The sequence below is a fragment of the Pseudoclavibacter sp. RFBI5 genome (genome assembly GCF_002931395.1).
Classification (GTDB): domain Bacteria; phylum Actinomycetota; class Actinomycetes; order Actinomycetales; family Microbacteriaceae; genus Pseudoclavibacter.
Map to the genome: position 1 here is coordinate 16,518 of NZ_PSYA01000005.1, position 20,613 is coordinate 37,130.

19 protein-coding genes and 1 tRNA gene are annotated in these 20,613 nt (G+C 69.4%); 11 read left to right on the forward strand and 9 right to left on the reverse strand.

Going from position 1 to position 20,613, the window contains the following annotated elements:
* Positions 1 to 74 precede the first annotated feature (74 nt).
* Entirely contained in the window at positions 75 to 386 is a 312-nt protein-coding gene (locus tag C5E06_RS19750; RefSeq protein ID WP_104306070.1) for a helix-turn-helix domain-containing protein, read from the reverse strand.
* A 125-nt stretch (positions 387 to 511) separates the two neighbouring features.
* On the opposite strand from C5E06_RS19750, the gene C5E06_RS04065 reads away from it, so the two are divergent.
* Genes C5E06_RS04065 through C5E06_RS04075 form a run of 3 tightly spaced genes read left to right on the forward strand, consistent with a single transcriptional unit; the run spans position 512 to position 4,163 of the window.
* Positions 512 to 1,138 carry a hypothetical protein gene (locus C5E06_RS04065; RefSeq protein WP_104306071.1) on the forward strand — a complete coding sequence of 209 codons (627 nt, stop codon included), beginning with the start codon at positions 512 to 514 and terminating at the stop codon, positions 1,136 to 1,138.
* Between the two features lies 1 nt (position 1,139).
* Complete coding sequence (locus C5E06_RS04070) at positions 1,140 to 2,651, forward strand: P-loop NTPase (protein WP_104306072.1); 1,512 nt, start codon at positions 1,140 to 1,142, stop codon at positions 2,649 to 2,651.
* A 9-nt stretch (positions 2,652 to 2,660) separates the two neighbouring features.
* Complete coding sequence (locus C5E06_RS04075; RefSeq protein ID WP_104240402.1) at positions 2,661 to 4,163, forward strand: sensor histidine kinase; 1,503 nt, start codon at positions 2,661 to 2,663, stop codon at positions 4,161 to 4,163.
* A 48-nt stretch (positions 4,164 to 4,211) separates the two neighbouring features.
* Here the strand turns inward: C5E06_RS04075 and C5E06_RS04080 are convergent, their stop codons facing one another.
* The gene (locus tag C5E06_RS04080) at positions 4,212 to 4,460 is read right to left on the reverse strand and encodes a WhiB family transcriptional regulator (RefSeq protein WP_068476994.1); all 249 of its coding nucleotides are present in this window, start codon (positions 4,458 to 4,460) and stop codon (positions 4,212 to 4,214) included.
* 179 nt (positions 4,461 to 4,639) lie between these two features.
* On the opposite strand from C5E06_RS04080, the gene C5E06_RS04085 reads away from it, so the two are divergent.
* Positions 4,640 to 5,056, forward strand: coding sequence for a hypothetical protein (locus C5E06_RS04085; RefSeq protein ID WP_104306073.1), 417 nt, complete (start codon positions 4,640 to 4,642; stop codon positions 5,054 to 5,056).
* Here the strand turns inward: C5E06_RS04085 and bcp are convergent.
* Positions 5,053 to 5,532: a thioredoxin-dependent thiol peroxidase gene (bcp, locus tag C5E06_RS04090; protein WP_104240404.1), complete on the reverse strand. Its 480-nt coding sequence runs from the start codon at positions 5,530 to 5,532 to the stop codon at positions 5,053 to 5,055. The genes C5E06_RS04085 and bcp overlap by 4 nt on opposite strands.
* Positions 5,533 to 5,621: 89 nt before the next feature.
* On the opposite strand from bcp, the gene C5E06_RS04095 reads away from it, so the two are divergent.
* Positions 5,622 to 5,694: transfer RNA gene (locus C5E06_RS04095), tRNA-Lys, on the forward strand.
* Between the two features lie 210 nt (positions 5,695 to 5,904).
* Positions 5,905 to 7,212, forward strand: coding sequence for a D-arabinono-1,4-lactone oxidase (locus C5E06_RS04100; RefSeq protein WP_181062886.1), 1,308 nt, complete (start codon positions 5,905 to 5,907; stop codon positions 7,210 to 7,212).
* A 58-nt stretch (positions 7,213 to 7,270) separates the two neighbouring features.
* Here C5E06_RS04100 and C5E06_RS04105 read toward each other — a convergent pair whose 3' ends face one another.
* The gene (locus tag C5E06_RS04105; protein ID WP_104240406.1) at positions 7,271 to 8,533 is read right to left on the reverse strand and encodes an MFS transporter; all 1,263 of its coding nucleotides are present in this window, start codon (positions 8,531 to 8,533) and stop codon (positions 7,271 to 7,273) included.
* A 135-nt stretch (positions 8,534 to 8,668) separates the two neighbouring features.
* Here C5E06_RS04105 and C5E06_RS04110 point away from each other — a divergent pair, with 135 nt between their 5' ends.
* The gene (locus C5E06_RS04110) at positions 8,669 to 9,460 is read left to right on the forward strand and encodes a thioredoxin domain-containing protein (RefSeq protein WP_104240407.1); all 792 of its coding nucleotides are present in this window, start codon (positions 8,669 to 8,671) and stop codon (positions 9,458 to 9,460) included.
* A gap of 12 nt (positions 9,461 to 9,472) precedes the next feature.
* Positions 9,473 to 10,120 (forward strand): vitamin K epoxide reductase family protein, encoded by a 648-nt coding sequence (locus C5E06_RS04115; protein WP_104306075.1) that lies wholly within the window; start codon positions 9,473 to 9,475, stop codon positions 10,118 to 10,120.
* A gap of 101 nt (positions 10,121 to 10,221) precedes the next feature.
* On the opposite strand, the gene C5E06_RS04120 is transcribed toward C5E06_RS04115, so the two are convergent.
* Together C5E06_RS04120 and C5E06_RS04125 are read right to left on the reverse strand one after the other, a co-directional pair.
* Positions 10,222 to 10,731 carry a hypothetical protein gene (locus C5E06_RS04120; RefSeq protein WP_104330602.1) on the reverse strand — a complete coding sequence of 170 codons (510 nt, stop codon included), beginning with the start codon at positions 10,729 to 10,731 and terminating at the stop codon, positions 10,222 to 10,224.
* 253 nt (positions 10,732 to 10,984) lie between these two features.
* Positions 10,985 to 11,176 carry a hypothetical protein gene (locus C5E06_RS04125; RefSeq protein ID WP_104240410.1) on the reverse strand — a complete coding sequence of 64 codons (192 nt, stop codon included), beginning with the start codon at positions 11,174 to 11,176 and terminating at the stop codon, positions 10,985 to 10,987.
* A gap of 178 nt (positions 11,177 to 11,354) precedes the next feature.
* Between C5E06_RS04125 and C5E06_RS04130 the strand changes: the two genes are divergently transcribed.
* From C5E06_RS04130 to C5E06_RS04140, 3 genes are read left to right on the forward strand one after another with little or no spacing between them, the layout of a single operon-like run.
* Positions 11,355 to 11,951, forward strand: a complete 597-nt coding sequence (locus C5E06_RS04130) for a TetR/AcrR family transcriptional regulator (RefSeq protein WP_104240411.1) — start codon at positions 11,355 to 11,357, stop codon at positions 11,949 to 11,951.
* A 29-nt stretch (positions 11,952 to 11,980) separates the two neighbouring features.
* Positions 11,981 to 14,941: an MMPL family transporter gene (locus C5E06_RS04135; RefSeq protein ID WP_104306076.1), complete on the forward strand. Its 2,961-nt coding sequence runs from the start codon at positions 11,981 to 11,983 to the stop codon at positions 14,939 to 14,941.
* Positions 14,938 to 17,160, forward strand: a complete 2,223-nt coding sequence (locus C5E06_RS04140; protein WP_104306077.1) for a YhgE/Pip domain-containing protein — start codon at positions 14,938 to 14,940, stop codon at positions 17,158 to 17,160. The genes C5E06_RS04135 and C5E06_RS04140 overlap by 4 nt, the downstream gene beginning before the upstream one ends.
* Before the next feature lie 132 nt (positions 17,161 to 17,292).
* Here C5E06_RS04140 and C5E06_RS04145 read toward each other — a convergent pair whose 3' ends face one another.
* Genes C5E06_RS04145 through C5E06_RS04155 form a run of 3 tightly spaced genes read right to left on the reverse strand, consistent with a single transcriptional unit; the run spans position 17,293 to position 20,572 of the window.
* Positions 17,293 to 18,108 carry a sugar phosphate isomerase/epimerase gene (locus C5E06_RS04145; RefSeq protein WP_104306078.1) on the reverse strand — a complete coding sequence of 272 codons (816 nt, stop codon included), beginning with the start codon at positions 18,106 to 18,108 and terminating at the stop codon, positions 17,293 to 17,295.
* Positions 18,109 to 18,162: 54 nt separating this feature from the next.
* On the reverse strand, positions 18,163 to 18,885 hold the full coding sequence (locus tag C5E06_RS04150) for a response regulator (RefSeq protein ID WP_104306079.1): 723 nt from the start codon (positions 18,883 to 18,885) through the stop codon (positions 18,163 to 18,165).
* Positions 18,875 to 20,572, reverse strand: coding sequence for a sensor histidine kinase (locus tag C5E06_RS04155; RefSeq protein WP_181062887.1), 1,698 nt, complete (start codon positions 20,570 to 20,572; stop codon positions 18,875 to 18,877). The genes C5E06_RS04150 and C5E06_RS04155 overlap by 11 nt, the downstream gene beginning before the upstream one ends.
* Positions 20,573 to 20,613 lie beyond the last annotated feature (41 nt).

The window sequence follows — 20,613 nt, forward strand, 5'->3', positions numbered from 1 at the left end:
CGGATCGCGGCCTCGCACGCCCGCGCGGCACTCTCCCGCGTCGCTGGCTCGGTGAGCGCTTGAAGAGGTGCGAGCTAGAGGAGTGGCCGAAGTCGCGGGGGTGCCTCGTCTTGATGCTCGTCAGCGGTCATGAAGTCGCCGGAGTCGGCGAACTCGGCCTGCCGGAGCGCGGCGACACGGCGCTGGTAGTCGTACTGGTCGTCGATGTACTGCTCGAGCATGCTCCGCTCGACCCGCCACTCGCCGACTCCGCCGATGCGGATCGCGGGCAGCTCCGCGCTCTGCACGAGTCCCATTGCGACATCCATCGTGACGTTGAGGATCTCGCAGACCTCGGCGAGGGTCAGGAAGCGGCCGATTGACTGGGGGTCAACGGATGCGTTCATGCCGTCGATTATCGCCCGCCCCCGCTTGCTCGCCCCGCGTTGTGGATAACTTCTGCGCCGTTTCCCACCTTGCGCCACGATGTCCGAGTCGCCGCGACTGGCGACCGACGGTGGGGGAGAGACGCATGACCGTGACCAAGGCTCGGAAACCGAGACGCTGGGTCGACCCGCGGGTCGTCATCGGCGTGCTTCTCGTCGCCGTCTCGGTGCTGGGAGTCGTGGGGGTGCTCGTCGTCGGCAACCGCACGTCGGTCGCCTACGCGGCGGCATCGACGATCGCGCCAGGCGCGGTGCTGACGGTCGATGACCTCGTCCCGGTCGAGGTGGGTCTCGGGGCGAGCGCCGGGGCGTACCTCGATGTCGGGACCGCCCCGCAGGGCGAGTTCGTCGTGACGCAGGCAGTGCAGTCGGGCGAGCTCGTCCCGAGATCCCTGATCGGAGCCGCAGACACCAGCCGCACCTCGATCGTCGTGGAGATCGCGGGCGGCCTCCCGACCGAGCTGGGTGCGGGCGGCGCGGTGGAACTCTGGTCGAGCCAGGAGAGCAGCCCAGGAACCTACGGTGCGCCAGTCCTGATCTCGGCAAGCGCCATCGTCGCGAAGATCCTCCCCCGGGAAGGAGCGCTCTCGCGCAGCCAGGCCGATCGCGTCGAACTGCTCCTCCCGAAGAGCGAGATACCGACGCTGCTCGCTGTCGTCAGCAACGACGCCCGCGTCGCGCTTGTGCCCGTGTACCTCGAGGCGGAGGACTGAGGTGGCGCGCATCCTCATGGCCATCGACTTCGAGATCGAGGCCCGCCTGCTGGAGGGCATCATCGCGGCCGGGCACGACATCGTCGACCGGGTCTCCGGGGGACTCGCCGCCGCAACCGCAATCGAGCGTCTCCGCCCCGAGATCGTCCTCCTGCAGGGCGCGCCGGAGACACTGACAGCACGGAGCCTCGCCGCCTGCGTCCGGTTCGGGGCGCGCTTCATCGTCGTGGTGGCAAGCGACCTCGAGCGCCGCAACGCGGAGACGCTCTCCGCGCGGGAGGTCGTGGAGGCGGCGGCGAGCTGGAGCGAGATCGAGATGCTGCTCGAGTCCTCGCCAGACGGCGTCGGCGATGTCTCGACGGGGCCGATCCCACAGCAGTCGCCCTCGTTCGCGAGGCCTCCTGCGGCTCTGCCTCGCCCGACGGACGCGCGGCATGCAGCCCGCGACACGGAGCGCGTTCCGGTGGCCGAGGGCAGCCGCTCAGCGGCCAGGCGTGCTGGGCGAGCCCGTGCACACGCGGCGACTCGGGCGACAAGAGAGCCGGGCGCCGCAGAGGCACCACGTCCAGCACGAAGAGGAGAGCGGGGAGGAAGGGGCGCCCTGCTCGCAGTCTGGGGCTCGCACGGGGCGCCGGGGGCGTCGACGGTCGCGGCCGCGGTCGCCGCCAGCGCGGCCGCGGCAGGCCGGAGGGTGCTCCTCATCGATGCCGACAGCTACGGGGGATCGCTCGCCGCCATGCTCGGCATCACCGACGAGGCCCCTGGCTTCGCAGCCGCGTGCCGTCTCGCGGGTGCGGCGCGGCTGACGCTCGCCGAGCTCGAGCGGATCGCGGCCCCCTCTGCAATCGGTCGAGACGAGCTGCTGGTGCTCACGGGCATCGCCAACCCTGCCAGGTGGCCGGAGCTCAGTCGGGAGCGTGTCCTCACCGTGCTCGAGAGATGCCGGGAGATCGCCGATCTCGTCGTCGTGGACGTGGGGTTCAGCCTCGAGAGGGACGACGAGATCGCGAGCGATGCGTTCTCCCCTCGTCGATCGGCGGCGACGCTCACCTCACTCGGCGCTGCGGACCGGATCCTGGCCGTCGCAGACGGGCAGGCGGTCGGCCTGCAGCGGTTCCTGCGAGCGAGGGTGAACCTCATCGAGATCACCGGCGAGACCCCTGTGGACGTGATCGTCAACCGAGTGCGGGGGGAGGCGGTCGGCCTTGGCGCAGCGGGACAGATCAAGCACGTGCTCTCGCGCTTCGCCGGTCTGCAGGCGAGCGCCCTCATCCCGCTCGACCAGTCGGCGTGCGACCGTGCGCTCCTCGCAGGCGAGCCCGTGACCTACGCGAGTCCCCGCTCCGGATTCGCACGCGCGATCTCCAGCTACGTCGCAGACTCATTGCTGGCGGAGGCGGAAGCCAACACCCCGGCTGTCGACGGCGTGCGCCTCGGCAAGCGGACAGCAGGAAGTGCCCCATTTCGTCGATTCTGGCGCGGTCGTGGCGAACTGCAAGGTCAGAACTCCTAAGCTGACCGAGTGTCCAGTCTCTCCTCGCAACTCCAGCGCCGCGGAACCCTCAGTGAAGCTGAGCAGTCGTGGATACTCCAGCTGAGCGCCGACTGGCAGCTCCTCACCGACCTCTCGTGCGCCGACGTGGTTCTCTGGGTCCATACCAAGGACGACGACTTCGTAGCGGTCGCGCAGGGCCGCCCATCGAGCGCCCCGACGCTGTTCTACCGAGACCTCATCGGGCAGCCCGTTCGCGAGCAGTGGGCGGTCGCCGTCCGCCGTGCCTACGAAGAGGGCACCACCGTGCGATCGACAGAACCCGACTGGTTCGACGAGATCCCGACACAGCTTCTCGTGACGCCCGTCTTCTGCCGTCTCCCCGGCGAGGGTGTGAGCCAGCACCCCATCGCCGTCATCACACGGCACACCAATCTCGGCAGCACGCGTTCCATCACTCGTCAGGAAGAGACCTTCCGCGACTGCGCGGACGAGATCTTCGCCATGATCGAGGAAGGCGCCTTCCCAGACCCGGAAGCCCCGCAGATCTCCCGCCGGGGCGCGCCACGCGCCTCAGACGGCCTCATCCGGCTCGACAGGGACGGGGTCGTCACGTTCGCGAGCGCAAACGCGCTCAGCGCGATGAACAAGCTCGGCTTCGGCGGCGAGCTCGAAGGCGAGGTGCTTTCGGAAGTCGCTTCCGCCCTGGTCCATGACAAGAGCCGCGTCACGGTCGATGAGGCGCTTCCGCTTGTCGTCACCGGTCGAGCGCCCTGGATGACCGACGTCGAGGCACGAGACATCACCGTCACCCTCCGTGCACTCCCGCTGCGAGCGCACGGAGAGCGCACTGGCGCGATCGTCCTCTGTCGTGACACCACCGACGTCAGGCACCAGCAGCAGGAGCTCATCACCAAGGACGCCACGATCCGCGAGATCCATCACCGGGTCAAGAACAACCTCCAGACCGTCGCGGCCCTCTTGCGCATCCAGGCCCGGCGCTCCCGCAGCGACGAAGCCAGGGAGTCGCTCACCCAGGCGATGCGGCGCGTGTCCTCCATCGCGGTCGTGCACGACACGCTCTCCGGCGGCTTCTCGCAGACCGTCGACTTCGACGAGGTGTTCCTCCGCGTGATGAAGCTCATCACGGAAGTCTCCTCGACCTCCAACACGGTCGTCAGGCCAGTCGTCAGCGGTCGCTTCGGCACGCTGCCGAGCGAGTACGCCACACCCCTCGCCCTGGCGCTCACCGAGCTCGTCACGAACTCCGTCGAGCACGGCCTCGCGGGCCAGGAAGGCGAGGTGACGGTCACCGCTGAGCAGACGCCTGGAGGCCTCTCCGTCACGGTCGCCGACACCGGATCCGGATTCGTCGCCGGACGAATCGGGGCGGGTCTCGGAACGCAGATCGTGCGCACGCTCGTCGAGGGCGAACTCGGTGGCTCGATCGAATGGCACTCGGAGCCGGGTGAGGGCACGCAGGTGAAGCTGCGCATCCCGAGCCGCTGGAAACGCGAAACGGGCGGCGCGTGAGCGCCGCCCGTCGGGCGATCCGCGGACAGGCCGCGGAATGTTCGGTTGCTAGGAAGCTCGTCGAGCCCTCGCTGCGCGACGCTTGAGCGCGCGACGCTCGTCCTCCGAGAGGCCTCCCCAGACGCCGGAATCCTGACCGGTGTCGAGTGCATACTGGAGGCACACCTCGGTGACCTTGCACGAAGCGCAGACGGCCTTCGCAGCATCGATCTGGTCTACAGCTGGGCCGGTGTTCCCGACGGGGAAGAAAAGCTCGGGATCTGCGTCCAAGCAGGCGGCAGTGTCGCGCCAATCCATCAGTGGTGCTCCTTATCGAGTGCGCCTCGCGCACAAAAACGCTCCGCTGGGAGCGAAGTTCTGGAACCCGGGATGCGGTGACTGGCCTATAGACTTGGCCTCGATTTTGCATTCCTCCGGGTATCTCTACCTAGAGAAAGATTTTGCCACAGCGTGATTTTCCAGGCAAGGGGTAATTCGTGAGCACCGGCACGACCAAGCGCCCGAAGACCGTCCTGCTGCTCGCCGGAGTCCTCGGGCTCGAGGCCGCGATCCTCGCCGCCGCGACGGTGTTCCTCGTCATCGAGACGGCTGCGCAGGAGGCCGAGTTCCTCGCGTCATCCCTTGCGCTCGCTGGCCTGTCGCTGCTCGGGGCCGTCCTGCTGGCGCTCGTCGCCGTGGCGACGCTGCGCCTGCGCTCCTGGGTCCGTGGGGCCGCCATCACCTGGCAGATCATGCAGCTGGCAGTCGCCTGGGTGTTCCTCCAGGGCGATATCGCGGTCTGGGTCGGCTGGGCGCTGACCGCGGTCAGCCTCGTCGGCGTCGTCGCGGCCGTGCATCCGGCGACCGGCCGTGCACTGCACCGCGACGACGACGAGCTGGCCGAGTCCCGCTAGACCTCGAGCAGCTTGAGGATGCGGGCGACGTGGCCCGCCGCTCGAACGTTGTAGAGCGCGTGCACGATGCGCCCCTCTTCGTCGATCACGAAGGTGGAGCGGATCGAGCCGACCGCGACGCGGCCGTACTTGTTGCGCTCGCCGTACGCGCCGTAGGCGGTCTGCACCGCGTGATCGGCGTCGCTCAGGAGCGTGAAGTCGAGGTGCTCGGCTTCGCGGAACTCGGCCAGCTTCTCCGGGTCGTCCGAGGAGATGCCGAGGATCGTGTAGCCGGCTGCGCGCAGGGGAGCGTCGCTCTCGCGGAAGTCGCAGGCCTCAGCCGTGCATCCGGGCGTGAAAGCCTCGGGGTACGTGTAGAGGATGACCCGCTTGCCGCGGAAGTCGGCGAGGGAGACGGCGCTGCCGTCCTGGTCGGTCAGGGTGAAGTCCGGGGCGCTGGTGCCCGGCTCGAGGCGGGCCGGAGTTGTTGTCGTCATGCCCTCAATCGTGGCATGTTGCGGCCGATTGGACTTCGAGTTCAAAACAGTGCTATGCTCTCTCGGTCGCCACGGAAACGGAACGACATGCACCTCTAGCTCAATTGGCAGAGCAATTGACTCTTAATCAATGGGTTCTCGGTTCAAGTCCGAGGGGGTGTACGAGACAGGCCCGGTAGCTCTCGCCAGCTACCGGGCCTTCTTGCATCTGCGCGCAGGCCCTGGCGTCGGTACGCAGGCTCTTGCATCTCCCCGCAGGGTGCCTCTCCGGCCCGCCCATCGCCGGTCTGCCGTTCTTGGAGGCTGGGTGCTGGCAGAATGGGCATGCACTGGCTTGGCGCGGAACGCGCCGACGACGAGGAGGCGGATTCCGTGACGAATGCACCCGGTGAACTGTGGGCGAACTGGCCGCGAACCGCACGGGCGAACCCCTCGAGCATCGTTGCTCCTCGGGTCGCCGAAGACGTGCAGCAGATCGTCGCGGACGCCTACGCGAGTGGCAGGCACGTTCGTCCGGTCGGTGCGAGCCACACCTCGAACGCCCTGGCTGCAGCGCCTGATGTCCTGCTCGACGCGCGCGGGCTGCGCGGCCTGAACTGGATCGACCTCGACAGCCGCGAGGCCGCGTTCGGTGCGGGCACCACGATCGCCGAGGCCGGGGCCCTCCTCGAGTCCTACGGCTGGCAGCTCGAGAACATCCCGAACAACCCTGCCGTGACGCTCGGCGGTGCCGTCGCCACGGGCAGCCATGGCACGGGCGCGCGCTTCGCGAGCCTCTCGTCCCAGCTGGTCTCGGCCACGCTCGTGTCGGGCACGGGCGAGCTGGTCACGGTCAGCGCCCACCAGGATCTCGAGCTCTGGCCATCGGTCAAGCTCAGCCTCGGCGCGCTCGGCGTCTTCACGGAGCTCGTGTTCCGCATCGTGCCCGGCTACCGCATCCGCACCTCCGCCGAGGAGATGCGCATGAGCACGCTCGTCGACGAGTTCGAGGTCCTCGCCTCCGGGGCCGACCACTTCTCCGCGAGCTGGCGGCCGCACACCGATGAGGTGTTCGTGACGCAGGGGTTCCGCGAGTCCGGTGAGATCGCCGACGAGCCGACGCCGTCACGACGTTCGGCGTCGTTCGGTGCGCTTGGCGAGGTGCTCGCGATCGGGCTCTCGAAGTCGCTGCCGCTGCTGACTCCCGCCGTGAACAGGCTCGCGAACCGCGTGCATCCGGTGGGCGAATCGACCCTCGGCCCCATGCGGGCGCTCGCGGAGCCCGCCCCGGTGCGGTTCGCCTCGCTCGAGTACTCGTTCCCCATCGCCGAGACACCTGAGGTGCTTCGTGCCCTCGACGAGACGATCGAGCGCGCTCACCTGAACCTGCCATACGCCGTGCGCATCTCGACGACTGCCGCCGACGACGCGTGCCTGTCGAACGCCTACCGCAGGGCCGTCGGCAACATCGCCGTCCGGGTCCCGTCGACGCTCGACGCTCGGCCCATCTTCAGCGCCGCAGAAGATCTGTTCCTCCGCCTCGGTGGTCTGCCCCACTGGGGGAGCTTCCACACGGTGCGGGCCGAGGAGTTCAAGCACGTCATCACGCGCTTCGGCGACTTCCATACGGCACGGGAACGACTCGACCCCGCAGGCGTGTTCGACAACGCCCACCTCACGCGGGTCCTCGGGGCGCACTAGCGGCCCACGCGGCCCTGTGGGGAGTCCTCAGGGCGCACTCAAGGTGCGCTCAAGGCGCTCAGAGCGGTTGGTCGGCTCGCGGGTCGTCCGGTTGGCGCCATGGCCTGTCGCGCCATCTGAACGCTCCGGCCCGATGCAGGATCCAGGCGGCGAGCAGGGCTCCGACGGCTCCGGATGCGCCGCCCACGAGCAGGGCGGCTCGCGGCCCGAACAGCTCGACGATCCACCCCACGACTGGCGCGCCGATCGGGGTTCCGCCGAGGAAGATCGCCATGTACAGCGAGAGCACCCGTCCGCGCATGGATGGCTCGACGCTGCCCTGCACGAGCGCGTTCGCGGTCGTGATGGCGCTCAGCGAGGTGAAGCCGATCGGGATGAGCGCCAGCGCGAACAGCCAGAAGGTCGGCGCGAGTGCCGCCGCAAGGCAGCTGAGTGCGAAGAACCCGCTCGAGGAGAGCAGTACGCGGAACCTGGCGCGTTCCCGCTTCGCGGCGAGCAGCGCACCGCCGAGCGAGCCGATGGCCAGGATCGAGGAGAGCAGCCCGAAGCTGTCGGCGCCGCCCTGGAACTCCATGGTCGTCATCGTCGCGGTGTAGATCGGGAAGTTGAGTCCGAAGGTGCCGAGGAGGAACACCAGCACGAGCACGGCGACGATATCGGGGCGGTTCGCGACGTAGCGGATGCCCTCCCGGATCTGGCCGCGACCTCGCTTCGACGGGGGAGACGGCAGCAGCTCCGAGGTGCGCATGGCCAGGAGCGCGGCGATGGTCGCGACGTACGTCAGTGCGTTGACGAGGATCACGGGGCCGGCGCCGATGAACACGGTGAGCACCCCGGCGACCGCCGGGCCGATCATCCTGGCGCCGTTGAACGAGGCTGAGTTGAGCGCCACGGCGTTCGACAGCAGCTTGAGCCCGACGACCTCGGAGACGAAGGCCTGGCGTGCTGGGGCGTCGAGGGACGCGGCGCAGCCGAGCAGCAGGGCGAAGACGTACACGTGCCAGAGCTCGGCGACGCCCGCCGTGACGATGGCGCCGAGCGCGAGTGCGAGCACTGCCATGACCGACTGCGTCCAGATGAGGACCTTCCGCTTCGACACGCGGTCGGCGATCACCCCCGCGTAGGGGGCGAGCAGCAGCTGGGGGCCGAACTGCAGGGCCATGACGACGCCCAGCGCCGTCGCATCGTTGTCGGTGAGCTCGGTCAGCACGATCCACGCCTGGGCGGTGCGCTGCATCCACGTTCCGACGTTGGATGTCAGCGATCCGGCGAACCAGATGCGGTAGTTCCGTTCACGGAGCGAGCGGAACATCGAACTCACGGCAGCTGCTCCCTGGGGGTGGTCTTGGTCTCGGGGGTGCACAATGTAATGGTTGTGGCCGCAAGTATTTATGTGAAGGTCACAAAATGATCTCACGTACAATGACGCCGGTCGTCGAACCCGAGGAGAGCCGCAATGGCAGACAAGAACCGCGAACACATCCAGAAGCTTCGCGAGGAGGCCAACGCCATCCGCAAGCAGGAAGAAGCGCGCGCCAAGCGCACGCGCGTCCTGACGCAGGTCGGCATCATCGTCGGCGCCGTGGTCGTGCTGGGCGCGATCGTGCTGCTCGCCGTGTTCGGCTCGACCTGGTTCGGCAAGAAGATCGAGATCTCGGCTGAAGGAAACGTCGCCGTCGCGCGCCTCGACGGCTCGACCGTCGAGCAGCCCATCCAGGTCGTCGACAACTCGGCGATCGTCGTCGGCGCAGCGGATGCTCCGGTCAAGATCGACTACTACTACGACTACTCGTGCCCCCACTGCGTGGACTACCACGAGCAGACCGGGGCCGTGTACAACGACCTCGTCGCAGCCGGTGAGATGCAGGTCACCTACCACGCGATCAACATCGTCGCGCCGTACGGTGCCGAGGCCGCAGCCGCCATCGCCTCGACTGTGGCATACGAGCCCTCCGCCTTCTTCGCGGTGCACGACGGACTCTTCGGCATCCCCGCACAGACGCAGACCAGCTGGGGCCCCGCGGACTACTCCTCGGCGCTCAGCCAGCTGGGCGTCACGAACCCGGAAGCGCTCGCCGCTGCGACGAACGGCGAGTTCTCGGGCTGGGCTGCCTCGAACACGACCGCCTCGCGCGAGGCTGGCGTCTCCGGCACCCCGAGCATCTTCGTGGACGGCGAGCTGCAGCAGACTCCTCCGGACGTCGAGGCGCTCATGGCGCTTGCCGGCACCGCGAACACCGGCGAGTAGCGGGCACGCGAGATGGCGAGCTCTTCCGAACCGGCAGAGACCATCGAGGACGAGCAGGGCAGCGCAGTCAAGCTGCCCTGGCTCGTCCGAACGCCCAAGAACGTGGCGTGGGCGCTCGTCGTCTTCGGCGGCGTGGGGCTGCTTGCGAGCTTCTTCCTGACCGTCGAGTACATCCACAAGCTGCAGGAGCCCACGCAAGCGCTCATCTGCGACCTGAACGTCTTCGTCACGTGCGGGCCCGCCATGCAGTCGTCCGCCGGCGCGATCCTCGGTTTCCCGAACATCATCATCGGGCTCGTCACCTTCGCGGTGACGGTCGCGATCGGCGCGGGGATCCTCGCCGGTGCGAGCTACCGCCGCTGGTTCTGGGTCGCGTTCCAGGTCGGGCTCTTGGGTGCCGCAGCGCTCGTCAGCTACCTGCAGTGGTACAGCGCCTTCGAGCTCGCCCGCCTGTGCCTGTGGTGCATGATCATCTGGGCCGCGACGATCCCCCTCGTCTCGACCGGCACGATCTTCAACATGGCGCACGGGCACCTCGGTGCCGGCGCCAAGCGCGTGGGGGAGAAGCTCGCCCCGTTCCTGCTGACGATCATCATCGTCTGGTACCTCGTGGTCGCCGCCGTGATCTTCACGGGGCTCCTGCCCTACCTCGCCTTCTAGGCGCGCAGCGCGCACGCAAGAACCCCGGTCCGAACTTCGGACCGGGGTTCTTCGTTGTGCAGCTCAGCTGGAGAGTCGGTGACGACTCAGCCGATGAAGACTCAGGCGATCTTCCGCTCTGCGGACATTGCTGCCCGAGCGGCGATGTCGGCGGGGCGAGGAGTGACCGTCTCGACGAGGTCCTCGAGCGACTCCTCTGGCTTCAGAAACGTCTCGATGGCGCGCTGACGTTCCTGCTCGCTCACGGGCGTCAGTCGGGCCGGAGCCGCGTCGCCGGCTTCGAGTGCGGCAACCGTTCCGAGCGTGTTCTGGATGCGCCGAACGAGGTCGGCGACCATGATCTCGGAGAACATGGCGTCGTCGCCTGGCTCGCGGTCTGGGCGCCACTCGAGCCGGTAGCGGCCCTCTGCCCCGAACATGTCGTCGAGGAGGAGCGTGAGCTCTTCGCGTGCCTCGTCGCTCATGATGGCGCTCGGCTCGAGCAGGCGCGGCGGCTCCAGCTCGCTGCCGGGACGCTCGAGCCCCGAGAAGTTCGGGTGGCCTCCGAGCGGCATGGCCGGGCGGGCTGACGGTGCCGAGACTGCAGGGATCGGCGCAGGAATCGCGCTCATCGGCTGCTGGGGGAAAACGGGGGGAGTGGGGGCTCCCTGCTGGGGGGTGGGCTGTGTCGAGTCTGTCGTCGACGTGGCGTCACCCTCGGGGTGTCGCCGCTTGCGGAACCAACCGAACACGGAGTCCCCTTTCTGCACCGGGAATATGGGCTCTTCTTCCGGGTACAGGTCATCTGCGCCCGAAATGAGACGGCACTAGTCTCGCGGCGTTCGTGCGGCGAGTCGAGAGACACGCCGCACGCTGCCGGGATTGTTAGTCGAGCTCGAGCTTTCGCTGGTTGGCGTCGTCCATGACGGCGCTGATGGCGAGGGCCGTCGAGATGCCCCAGGCGAGCCAGACGAGCACCGCGCGCCAGCGCTTGGTCTCCATCGAGGTCTGTCGGAAGACGCCGACGATACCGAAGATCGAGGACAGGATCGCTCCGTTGGTGAGGAATTTGCGCATGGCTTCCGCTCCCTGCTTGTGCCGGGGGTCGCGTCGTTGTGATCGCGCCGACGTTCTGGTGGACGTGGTCAGGTTAGCGGTGCCGTCTGTCTGCATCTTGGAGAGTGCCGTGAAGCGCCACCCCACGTTTCCTGACCGATCGGTTGAAGTCTGACCGTTCGGTCAATAGACTCCACGGGTGACCGAGATCCCCCCAGCCGAGAAGGCCCAGGCCGAAGCGCCCCACGCAGGGCAGCGCAAGCACCCGACCGACCTCCTCAAGCAAGCCGCACTCGTCGAGTTCGCCGCGCACGGCTACGAAGGGGCCTCACTGCAGGAGATCGCGAGCAAGGCCGGGTACACGAAGGCCAACCTCCTCTACCACTTCGGTTCGAAGCAGGGGCTCTTCGAGCAGGCAGTGCTCGAGGCCCTCGGCGCGTTCGAGGAGCTCGTCGACTCGCTGCAGCACCTCGACATCGGCACGGAGGAGGAGCGCCTCGTCGGCCCCTTCGTCGACTTCCTGCTGCAGCACCGCCTCGCCGTGCACATGTTCGTGAACCACCGCAGCACCGGGGCCGGCGAGTTCATCGCCACCCGAGTCGACCCCATCATCGAGCGGCTCGTCGTCGCCCTCTCGGACGACGACCCGGACCGCGCCCTGCGCATCGCCATCGGCCTCGCGGGAGTCGCCTACTGCCTCGCCAACGAGAACATCCCAGGCGAGGCCAACAAGCCGGAGCCGACACGCGACGAGCTCGTCGCCGCCCTCACCTTCATCTCGGCCACGCGCCGGTAGTCGACCGACGACAGTCAGGCAAAGAACCCATGGCCCTCCTCCTCTTCCGAATCGCCCGCGGCTCCTACCGCCACCCGTGGCGCGTCCTGTCCGCCTGGATCCTGCTGCTCGCCGTGCTGCTCGGCGTCGGCGTCGCTGCCGGAGGGGCGCTGAAGGAGTCGTTCGCGATCCCAGGCACCCAGTCGCAGGCGGCGCTCGACCGGCTCGGCGAGGTGTTCCCCGAGGCCGCAGGCGCGAGCGCGAGCGTCGTCGTCGTCACGCCGACGGGTGACTCCGTCGAGGATGAGCCGTACCGCGGCGCCATCGACGATGCGGCGGACCGGCTCGGCGAGCTCGACGGAGTCAGCCAGGCGCTGTCGCCCTTCTCCGAGTTCGCGACCGACGCGATCTCCGACGATGCCGAAGCCGGCATCATCCGCGTGCAGTTCGACGGCACCAGCGAGGACATCAGCGAGGCGACGATCGACGAGGTCACCGAGATCGGCACCTCGCTCGAGGGGTCCGGCCTGCAGGTCGGCTTCGACGGTCAGATCTTCCAGAACCTCGAGTACGGCCTCACCCCGACCGAGGTCATCGGCGTGGTGTTCGCGGCCATCGTGCTGTTCGTCGCCTTCGGGTCGGTGCTCGCCGCAGGTCTCCCGCTCGCCTCCGCGATCGTCGGGGTCGGTGTGACGATGGGCGGGATCCTCTTCGCCGCGAAGTTCGTGGTCGTCTCCAGCGCCACCCCGCTGCTCGCGGTCATGATCGGCCTCGCCGTCGGCATCGACTACGCGCTCTTCGTCGTCTCCCGCCACCGCACGCAGCTCGCCACCGGCATGGACCCGGAGGAGTCCACGGCCACGGCCGTCGGCACCGCGGGCAACGCCGTCGTCTTCGCCGGCGTGACCGTCATGATCGCCCTGCTCGGCCTGGTGATCGTCGGCATCCCGTTCCTGAGCGTCATGGGCGTCGCCGCCGCCGCCGCGGTGTTCGCGGCGATGGCCGCCGTCATCACCCTCGTGCCAGCCCTCCTCGGCTTCGCCGGTGAGCGGATGCGGCCCAAGGCCGGGTCGCGCGCCTTCCGCCGCGAGACCGGCGCGAACGCGAAGCCCACCATGGGCAGAAGGTGGGTGCGACTCGTCATGCGGGCGCCGCTCGCCTTCGCGCTCGCGGTCGTCGCCATCCTCGGCACGCTCGCCATCCCCGCCCTCGACCTCAAGCTCGCACTGCCCTCCGGCGCCTCCGAGCCGGAGGACAGCGTCGCGCACATCGGCTACGACCTCGTCTCCGAGCACTTCGGGCCGGGGGCCAACGGGCCGCTCATCGTGATGGTCGACATCACGCAGGGCGACAACGACACACTGCTCGACGACCTGCAGCTCATCGCCGACCGCGTCGCGCAGGTCGACGGCATCGACACCGTCGGCGACCCGCTGCCGAACCTGACCGTCGACTCCGCGATCATCCAGGTCGTCCCCTCGACCGGACCGGACGACGACGAGACGCTGAGGGTCGTCGGCGAGATCCGCGACCTCGGCGACGAGCTCGAAGCCGAGACGGGCATGAAGACCTCGGTGACCGGTGCGACCGCCATCGCGCTCGACATCTCCGATCGCCTCAACCAGGCGCTCCTGCCGTTCGCGGCTGTCGTCGTCGGGCTCAGCTTCTTCCTGCTTATGATGGTGTTCCGGTCGATCCTCGTTCCCCTCAAGGCGGCGCTGAGCTTCCTGCTGAGCGTCTTCGCCGCCTTCGGAGTGGTCGTCGCGATCTTCCAGTGGGGGTGGTTCGCCGACGCCCTGCACGTCGTGCCCGGCCCCATCATCAGCTTCATGCCCATCCTGCTCATGGCCATCATCTTCGGGCTGGCCATGGACTACGAGGTCTTCCTCGTCTCCGGGATGCGCGAGGCCTACGTTCGCGGCGGGAACGCCAAGGAGGCGGTCGAGACCGGCTTCGCGAACGGCGCGCGCGTCGTCACGGCTGCCGCACTCATCATGTTCTTCGTGTTCGCCGCCTTCGTGCCAGAGGGAGCCGGCGTCATCAAAGCCATCGCCCTCGGCCTCGCGGCCGGGATCTTCTTCGACGCGTTCCTCGTGCGCATGACACTCGTTCCCGCCATCATGGCGATGCTCGGCAAGCGGGCGTGGGCCCTGCCCGCCTGGCTCGAGCGCATCCTCCCCGACCTCGACGTGGAGGGCGAGCACCTTCGCCACTACCGGCAGAACGCGGAATGGATGCGGGACCAGCCAGACGGCATCGCCATGGACGCGCTCATCGCCGGTGCCGACTCGGCGGCGACACGCCCCGTCACGGGCGGCATCGAGCGCGGCGGCGTGCTGCTCGTCGAAGGACAGCTCGCCGAACGGCGGCTGCTCGCCGCGACGCTCGCCGGACGCATCGCCCCCGTGAGCGGGCACGCCCACGCCCACGGGCACCTCACTCCCGGAGACGAGAGCGCGCTCATGCAGCGCGTCGCCGTCGTCGACGCGTCGACGCTCGACGCCAGATCCGCGGAGCTCACCGTCGGGGCGCTCATCGAGGAGCGCCTCCGCCTCGGGCGCGGCGCCGCCGGGGGAGCCGTGCCGTCGGGACTCATCGACCAGGGAGTGGCCGAGATCTCGGCCGCCACAGCCCGCCTGCGCGACGGCTCGCCGCGCGTCAGCGCCGAGACGAGCCTCGGCGAGCTGCGGCCAGCATCCAGAGGAGTCGCGCTCGCCCGCATCGCGCTCGCCGAGGGCCCGGAAGTGCTTGTCCTCGACCTCGGGCCCGGAGCAGAACCGGACGTCACGACGCGCCTGGCGGCCGCCGTGCTCGCCGCCGCCAGCTCGCTCGCCGCGCCGGAGACGACGATCGTGCTCGGGCTCCCCAGCGGACTCGACGCCGCCGCCATCCTCGGAGAGGTCCGCCGCCCCGCCGGGCGCATCCGCCTCGATGCGCAGCCGAGCGCACCCACCGGCACCCCAGCATCCACCCAAGCAGCAACCAGCACGCACAAGGGAGCACTCGCATGAGCGCCGCCGTCCTCCACGCCGTCACGGCCGACCGCGGGGCCCTGCGCCAGAGGCGCCTGCGCAACCTGCTCGTCGCCATCCTCGTGCCGCTCGTCGTCGCGGGCGCCTACTTCGCCGGCCTCGCCGGCGCGGAGGCACGCACCTCGGCGATCCCCGCGATGATCGTCAACAACGACCAGCTGCAGACCCAGACGGCGCCAGACGGCACGGAGACGACCGTCATCGCCGGACGCCTCGTCGTCAGCGCCCTCACCGATCCCGACACCGCGACGGGCTTCGACTGGCAGCTCGCCAACGCGGACACGGCCAAGGCAGCGCTGGAAGACGGTTCCGCGTATGTCGTCGTCACCATCCCGGAGGACTTCTCCGCGCGCATCACGGGCATCGCCGATGATGGCGCGCAGCCGGCCACGATCGACGTGACCACCGACGAGTCGCACGACTACCTCTCCCCGGCAATCGCCAACGGACTCGCAGACGCCCTCACCGCCCAGTTCGGCACGCAGGTGACCGAGATGGTCGCCGTGCAGCTCTTCGATGGCATCGGTCAGACGGCGACCTCGCTGCGCGACGCGGCAGACGGCGCCTCGCAGCTCGCCGACGGCGGCACGCAGCTCGGCTCCGGGCTCTCCCAGTTCGCCGACGGGCAGGACGAGCTCGCGACCGGGCTCGTGCAGAGCGCCGACGGCGCAGGCGAGCTCTCCACCGGTGTGACCACCTACGTGTCCGGAGTCGGCGAGCTCTCGAGCGGCATCAGCCAGTACACGACGGGCGTCGACCAGCTCTCGGCGGGCGTCACGCAGTACACGAGCGGCGCCGACCAGCTCGCGGCCGGTGTCGGCGAGCTCGCCGTGCAGGCGCCAGGGCTCCGCGAAGGCGGCCAGCAGCTGCAGGACGCCGGCACGCAGCTCAAGGGATATTCGAGCGCCGTCACACAAGGCACTGCGACCTACCAGGAGCAGATCAGGCCAGCGCTCGTCGCCCTGAACGACTCCACAGACGGTCTCGTCGCCTGGTGCGCCGCGCTCGCCGACCCGACCCTCAAGACCGAGTGCGAGACGCAGCTGAAGGGCCTCGTCGGCACGACCGGTGGCGTCGACGGCCTCGTCGAGACCCTCGACAGCGCGACGGGCGAGCTCACGGCCGTGACCGAGGGCGCATCCGATCTGCCCACGCTCGGTGTCCGCCTCGTCCAGCTCGCCGACGGCATCGACCAGCTCAACGCCGGGGCCACGCAGCTCTCCGCCAGCTCAAGCAGCCTCACGACGGGAGCCTCCGACCTTGCGACGGCAGGCGACGAACTCGAGAGCGGCGCGTCCCAGCTCGTGAGCGGCGGCGCCCAGCTCGAGACGGGTGCCGGCGCGCTCGCGACCGGGCTCGGGCAGCTCCGCGACGGGCAGCAGCTGCTCGTCGACGGCGTCGCGCCCATCCAGGACGGCGTCGGAGAGCTCACCTCCGGCGCAAGCCAGCTCTCGACGGGCCTGAGCGACGGCGCCGCACAGGCCGAGAACGCCGTCGGCGACCCCGACGCGCTCGCCGAAGTGGTTGCCAACCCCGTGCAGGCGAACCAGACCATGCAGCACGAAGTGAGCTTCGGCGAGATCCTCACCACCCTCATCCTGCCGCTCGCCCTCTGGCTCACGGCCCTCGCGACCACGCTCATGCGGCGCCTCGTGCCGACCGAGGCCTACGCCTCCATGGCCTCGAACGGGCGCATCCTGCTCGACGCGACCAGGCGCATGCTCCTGCCGCTCGGCGCGGTGCTCTTCGCCGTCATGGTCATCGCCCACGGCTTCGTGGGGGTTCCCGTCACGGCCGCGTTCGCGACGCTCGGACTGGGAGCGCTCTGCGCGCTCGCCCTCATCGGGGTGCACCTGCTCTTCACGACGCTCTGGGGCAGGCGTGCCGCGGCCGTGGCATCCATGGGCCTGCTGAGCATCCAGGTGCTCGCCATGCGCGGTCTCGTGCCGCTCGAGCTGAAGTCGCCCTTCGTCGAGATGCTGTCGGGGCTGCTCCCCGGCACGCACCTCGCCGCTGGGCTGCAGCTCGCCTACTCGGGCGGCACCGCATCCGGAGTCGTCATGGCCGCTGTCGGCATGCTCGTCATCGCCGCCGTCGCCTTCGGGGCCGCCAGCCTGGTCATCGGCCGCAGGCGGCGCTCGAAGCCGTCGCTCGTGGCTGGACTCACGGCGAGCCGACGCGAGCCCGTCACCGTGTAGCCCCGGCTCGGCCGGCCCGGCCTCGCCTCACCACTGCAGGCTTCTGGATGGCTTTCTCGCCTCGGGATGGCCCGCAAGCCATCCGAAGTCGTGCAAGCCATCCCGAGAACCGAGTGCGGGAGGCGACCGGGCCTAGACGGTGTCGGCGACGGGGCGGCCGAGCTGCAGGTGCTCGTGCGCGAACGCGACCGTCTCGCGCAGCATGCGCAGGCGGTCCGGCTCGTTCTTCGCCTTGCGCGTGTTCACCTCGGCGACCACGTGGCCAGACCAGCCGATCGACGCGAGGTACTGGAGGGTCTCGGCCACGGGCTGCCCGCCCTCGCCGGGCGCGAGGTGCTCGTCGAAGAGCTTGTCGTTCGCCTCGGGCGCCTGTCCGTCGCAGAGGTGGATGTGCCGCAGCCGGTCGCCGGCCGCCTTCGCCATCTGCAGGGAGTCGCGGCCGGAGAGCGCGGCGTGCGAGAAGTCGAGCGTGATGGCGTCGCAGTCCATGTCGACCGGGTCGATGCCCGGCTTGTAGGCCTGCAGCGCCCGGCCGGACACCTTCCACGGGAACATGTTCTCGACGGCGATCTCGGTGCCGGTGTCCTCGTTGATCTCGCGGACGATGCCGAGGAAGTTCTCCGCGTATCCCGATTGCCACCGGAACGGCGGGTGCACGACAACCGTGGAGGCGCCGATGTCGCGGGCGAGCTCGGCGGAGCGCTGGAGCTTCGTGCGCTGGTCGCGGCCCCACACGAACTGCGTGAAGAGCAGCACGGGTGCGTGCACGGCCAGCACGGGGAGCTGGTACTTGTCGATGAGCCGCTTCAGCGCATCCACGCTTCGTGACGTCTGGTCCGTCGAGATCATGATCTCCATACCGTCGAAACCCGCGTCGCGAGCTATCTGGAACGAGGTCTCGACAGACTTCGGGAACGTGCAGGAGGTGCTCATGCCGACGGTGATCATTTTCCGGAGATTACTCCTCCCGGCTGTCCGAAAGGTGACGGAGCCTGTTCCGGCTCAAGAGAGCCGGTACTCGAGTTCCGGTCGACCGGGCGTGCCGTACCTCGGGGTGCGCTCGGCGGCTGCCGTGTCGACGAGGTGCTCCAGGTAGCGGCGGGCAGTGACCCGGGAGAGGGCGAGCTGCTCGGAGAGCTCCTTGGCGGAGATGCCGCTGCCGGCGTCGAGGCCGCGGAGGGCGGCGATGACGCCCGTAAGGGTCTCGCTGGTCAGCCCCTTGGGGAGGCTCGACTGCGGTGCGGCGTGCCGGAGGGCCGCGAGGGTCTGGTCGACCTCGTCCTGGCTCGAGACGACGTGGTCGAAGAGGCCGGCACGGTATTCGCGGAGCGCCTCGAGCTTCTCCGCGAAGGTCTGGAAGGTGAAGGGCTTCAGCAGGTAGTGGGCGATGCCGAGCGACACCGCCTGCTTGACCGTCGCGGCCTCGCGGACGGCGGTGACCGCGATGATGTCGACGTCGTGCCCCTCGGCCCGAAGCTTGCGGGCGACGTCGATGCCGGTCGCATCCGGCATGTTGATGTCGAGGAGCACGACGTCGATGCGAGCAGCGTCGCCGTGGCCCGACGCTCGGACGGCGAGGATCGCGGCGGACGCCGTGCCGACGACGCCGACCGTCGTGAAGCCGGCGAGCCGGTCGACGTAGGAGGCGTGCGCTCGTGCGGTCATGGGCTCGTCGTCGACGACGAGCACATGCAGGTCTCGCGGCGAGCGTTCGTCAGCGGTCATCCGACGCTCCTGCACTGCGCGAGGTGGCGCCTCGTGGGCCCGCGGGCACGTGGATGCGCGGCACGCCGTGCCCGGTCTCGGTCACCGTGTCCTCTGCTCGGGCCTCCGGCTGCTCGCGCAGCGGCAGGCAGACCGTGAACGCGGACCCCTCGACGTCGATGCTTCCCCCGGACCTGCGCACGGCCTGGCGGACGAGCGCGAGCCCGACGCCTCGGCCCTTGCCGGGCTTGCCGGAGACGCCGAAGTCGAAGATGCGGCTGAGGAAGTCCGGGTCGGGTCCCTCTCCGCTGTCGCTCACCTCGATGAGCACCTCCCCGTCGAGTTCCTCGACGAGCACCCGCACGGCGGGGGAGGGCGTCGTCCGGGCCGCCTCGAGCGCGTTGTCGACGAGGTTGCCGACGATCGTGATGAGGTCGCGAGCCGAGGCGCTCGCGGGGACCCGCTCCGGCAGGTGCAGCTCGAAGCGCACGTCCATCTCGTCGGCCTGCGCCGACTTGCCGAGGAGCAGGGCGACGAGCACCGGGTCCTCGACGGCGCGCACGAGGCGGTCGGCCAGCTCCTGGCTGACTCCGAGGGTCGAGCTGGCGAGGCGCATCGCCTCCTCCGGCTGCCCGAGCTCGATGAGGGCGATGATGGTGTGGAGTCGATTCGCGAACTCGTGCGCCTGCGAGCGGAGCGCCGCGGCGAGGGTCTGGGAGGTCTCGAGCTCGCCGCTCAGCTCCTCGATGCGGGAATGGTCGCGCAGCGTGACGACGGTGCCCGCGAACCGGGGAGCGTCGTGGCCGGGGCCGCGCGTCACGACCGCCTCGCCGTTCACGACGAGCACGTGGCGCTCCGTCACCACGATCTCGTCGACGACGGCCTCGCCGCGCAGCATCACCTCGCGGAGGATCTCGGGTGCCTCCAGGTCGCGCACCGGGACCGGCGCGGCGTGCTCGTCGAAGGGCGGCAGGCCGAGGTACTCGGCGGCCTTCACGTTCGTGAGCGCGATCCTGCCCTTCGTGTCGATGAGCACCAGGCCCTCGTCGATGGAGCGCAGCACCCCCTCGTAGTAGGCGAACATCCGCGCGAGGTCCTCCGGGCCGCGATTGTCGGTCACGCGGCGAAGGTAGCGGCTGAGCGCCCAGGCGCCAGCCCCGCCGATGAGCAGCGCGCCGAGCGCGGACCAGAGGATGAGCGCGATGCGGGACCCGGTCGCGACGTGCGCGTTCGACACGGTGACGCCCGCAGAGACGAGGGCGACGACCTCGCCGTCGTCCCAGATGGGGGCGACGGCGCGCACCGAGGGGCCGAGGGTGCCCGTGTAGGTCTCCGTGAAGGTGGAGCCGGCGAGTGCAGCGTCGATGTTGCCCTGGAACGGGCGGCCGATCTCCTCGGGGTTGCGGTGCGTGATGCGCACCCCGTCCGTGTCCATGATCGTGATGAAGTCGACCCCGGTGGAGTCGGAGATGGAGATCGCGTAGGGCTGCAGGGTGCTGCTCGGGGCGGCGGTCTCGAGCTGCTCCACGACGAACGGGTCGTGGGCGATGGTCTCGGCGACGGCGAGGCTGCGCAGCGCGGCGTCGTCTTCGGCTTCGCGTCTGGCATCCGCCCACACGATCGCCACGCCGATGCCGGTGAGCACGAGGATGGCGACGAACTGCAGCACGAAGAGGCGCGTCGCGACGCTCCAGCTTGCGAATCGCATGGCGCTCCTCCTCACGGTCGTCGCTTCTCCCGGCGCTGCAC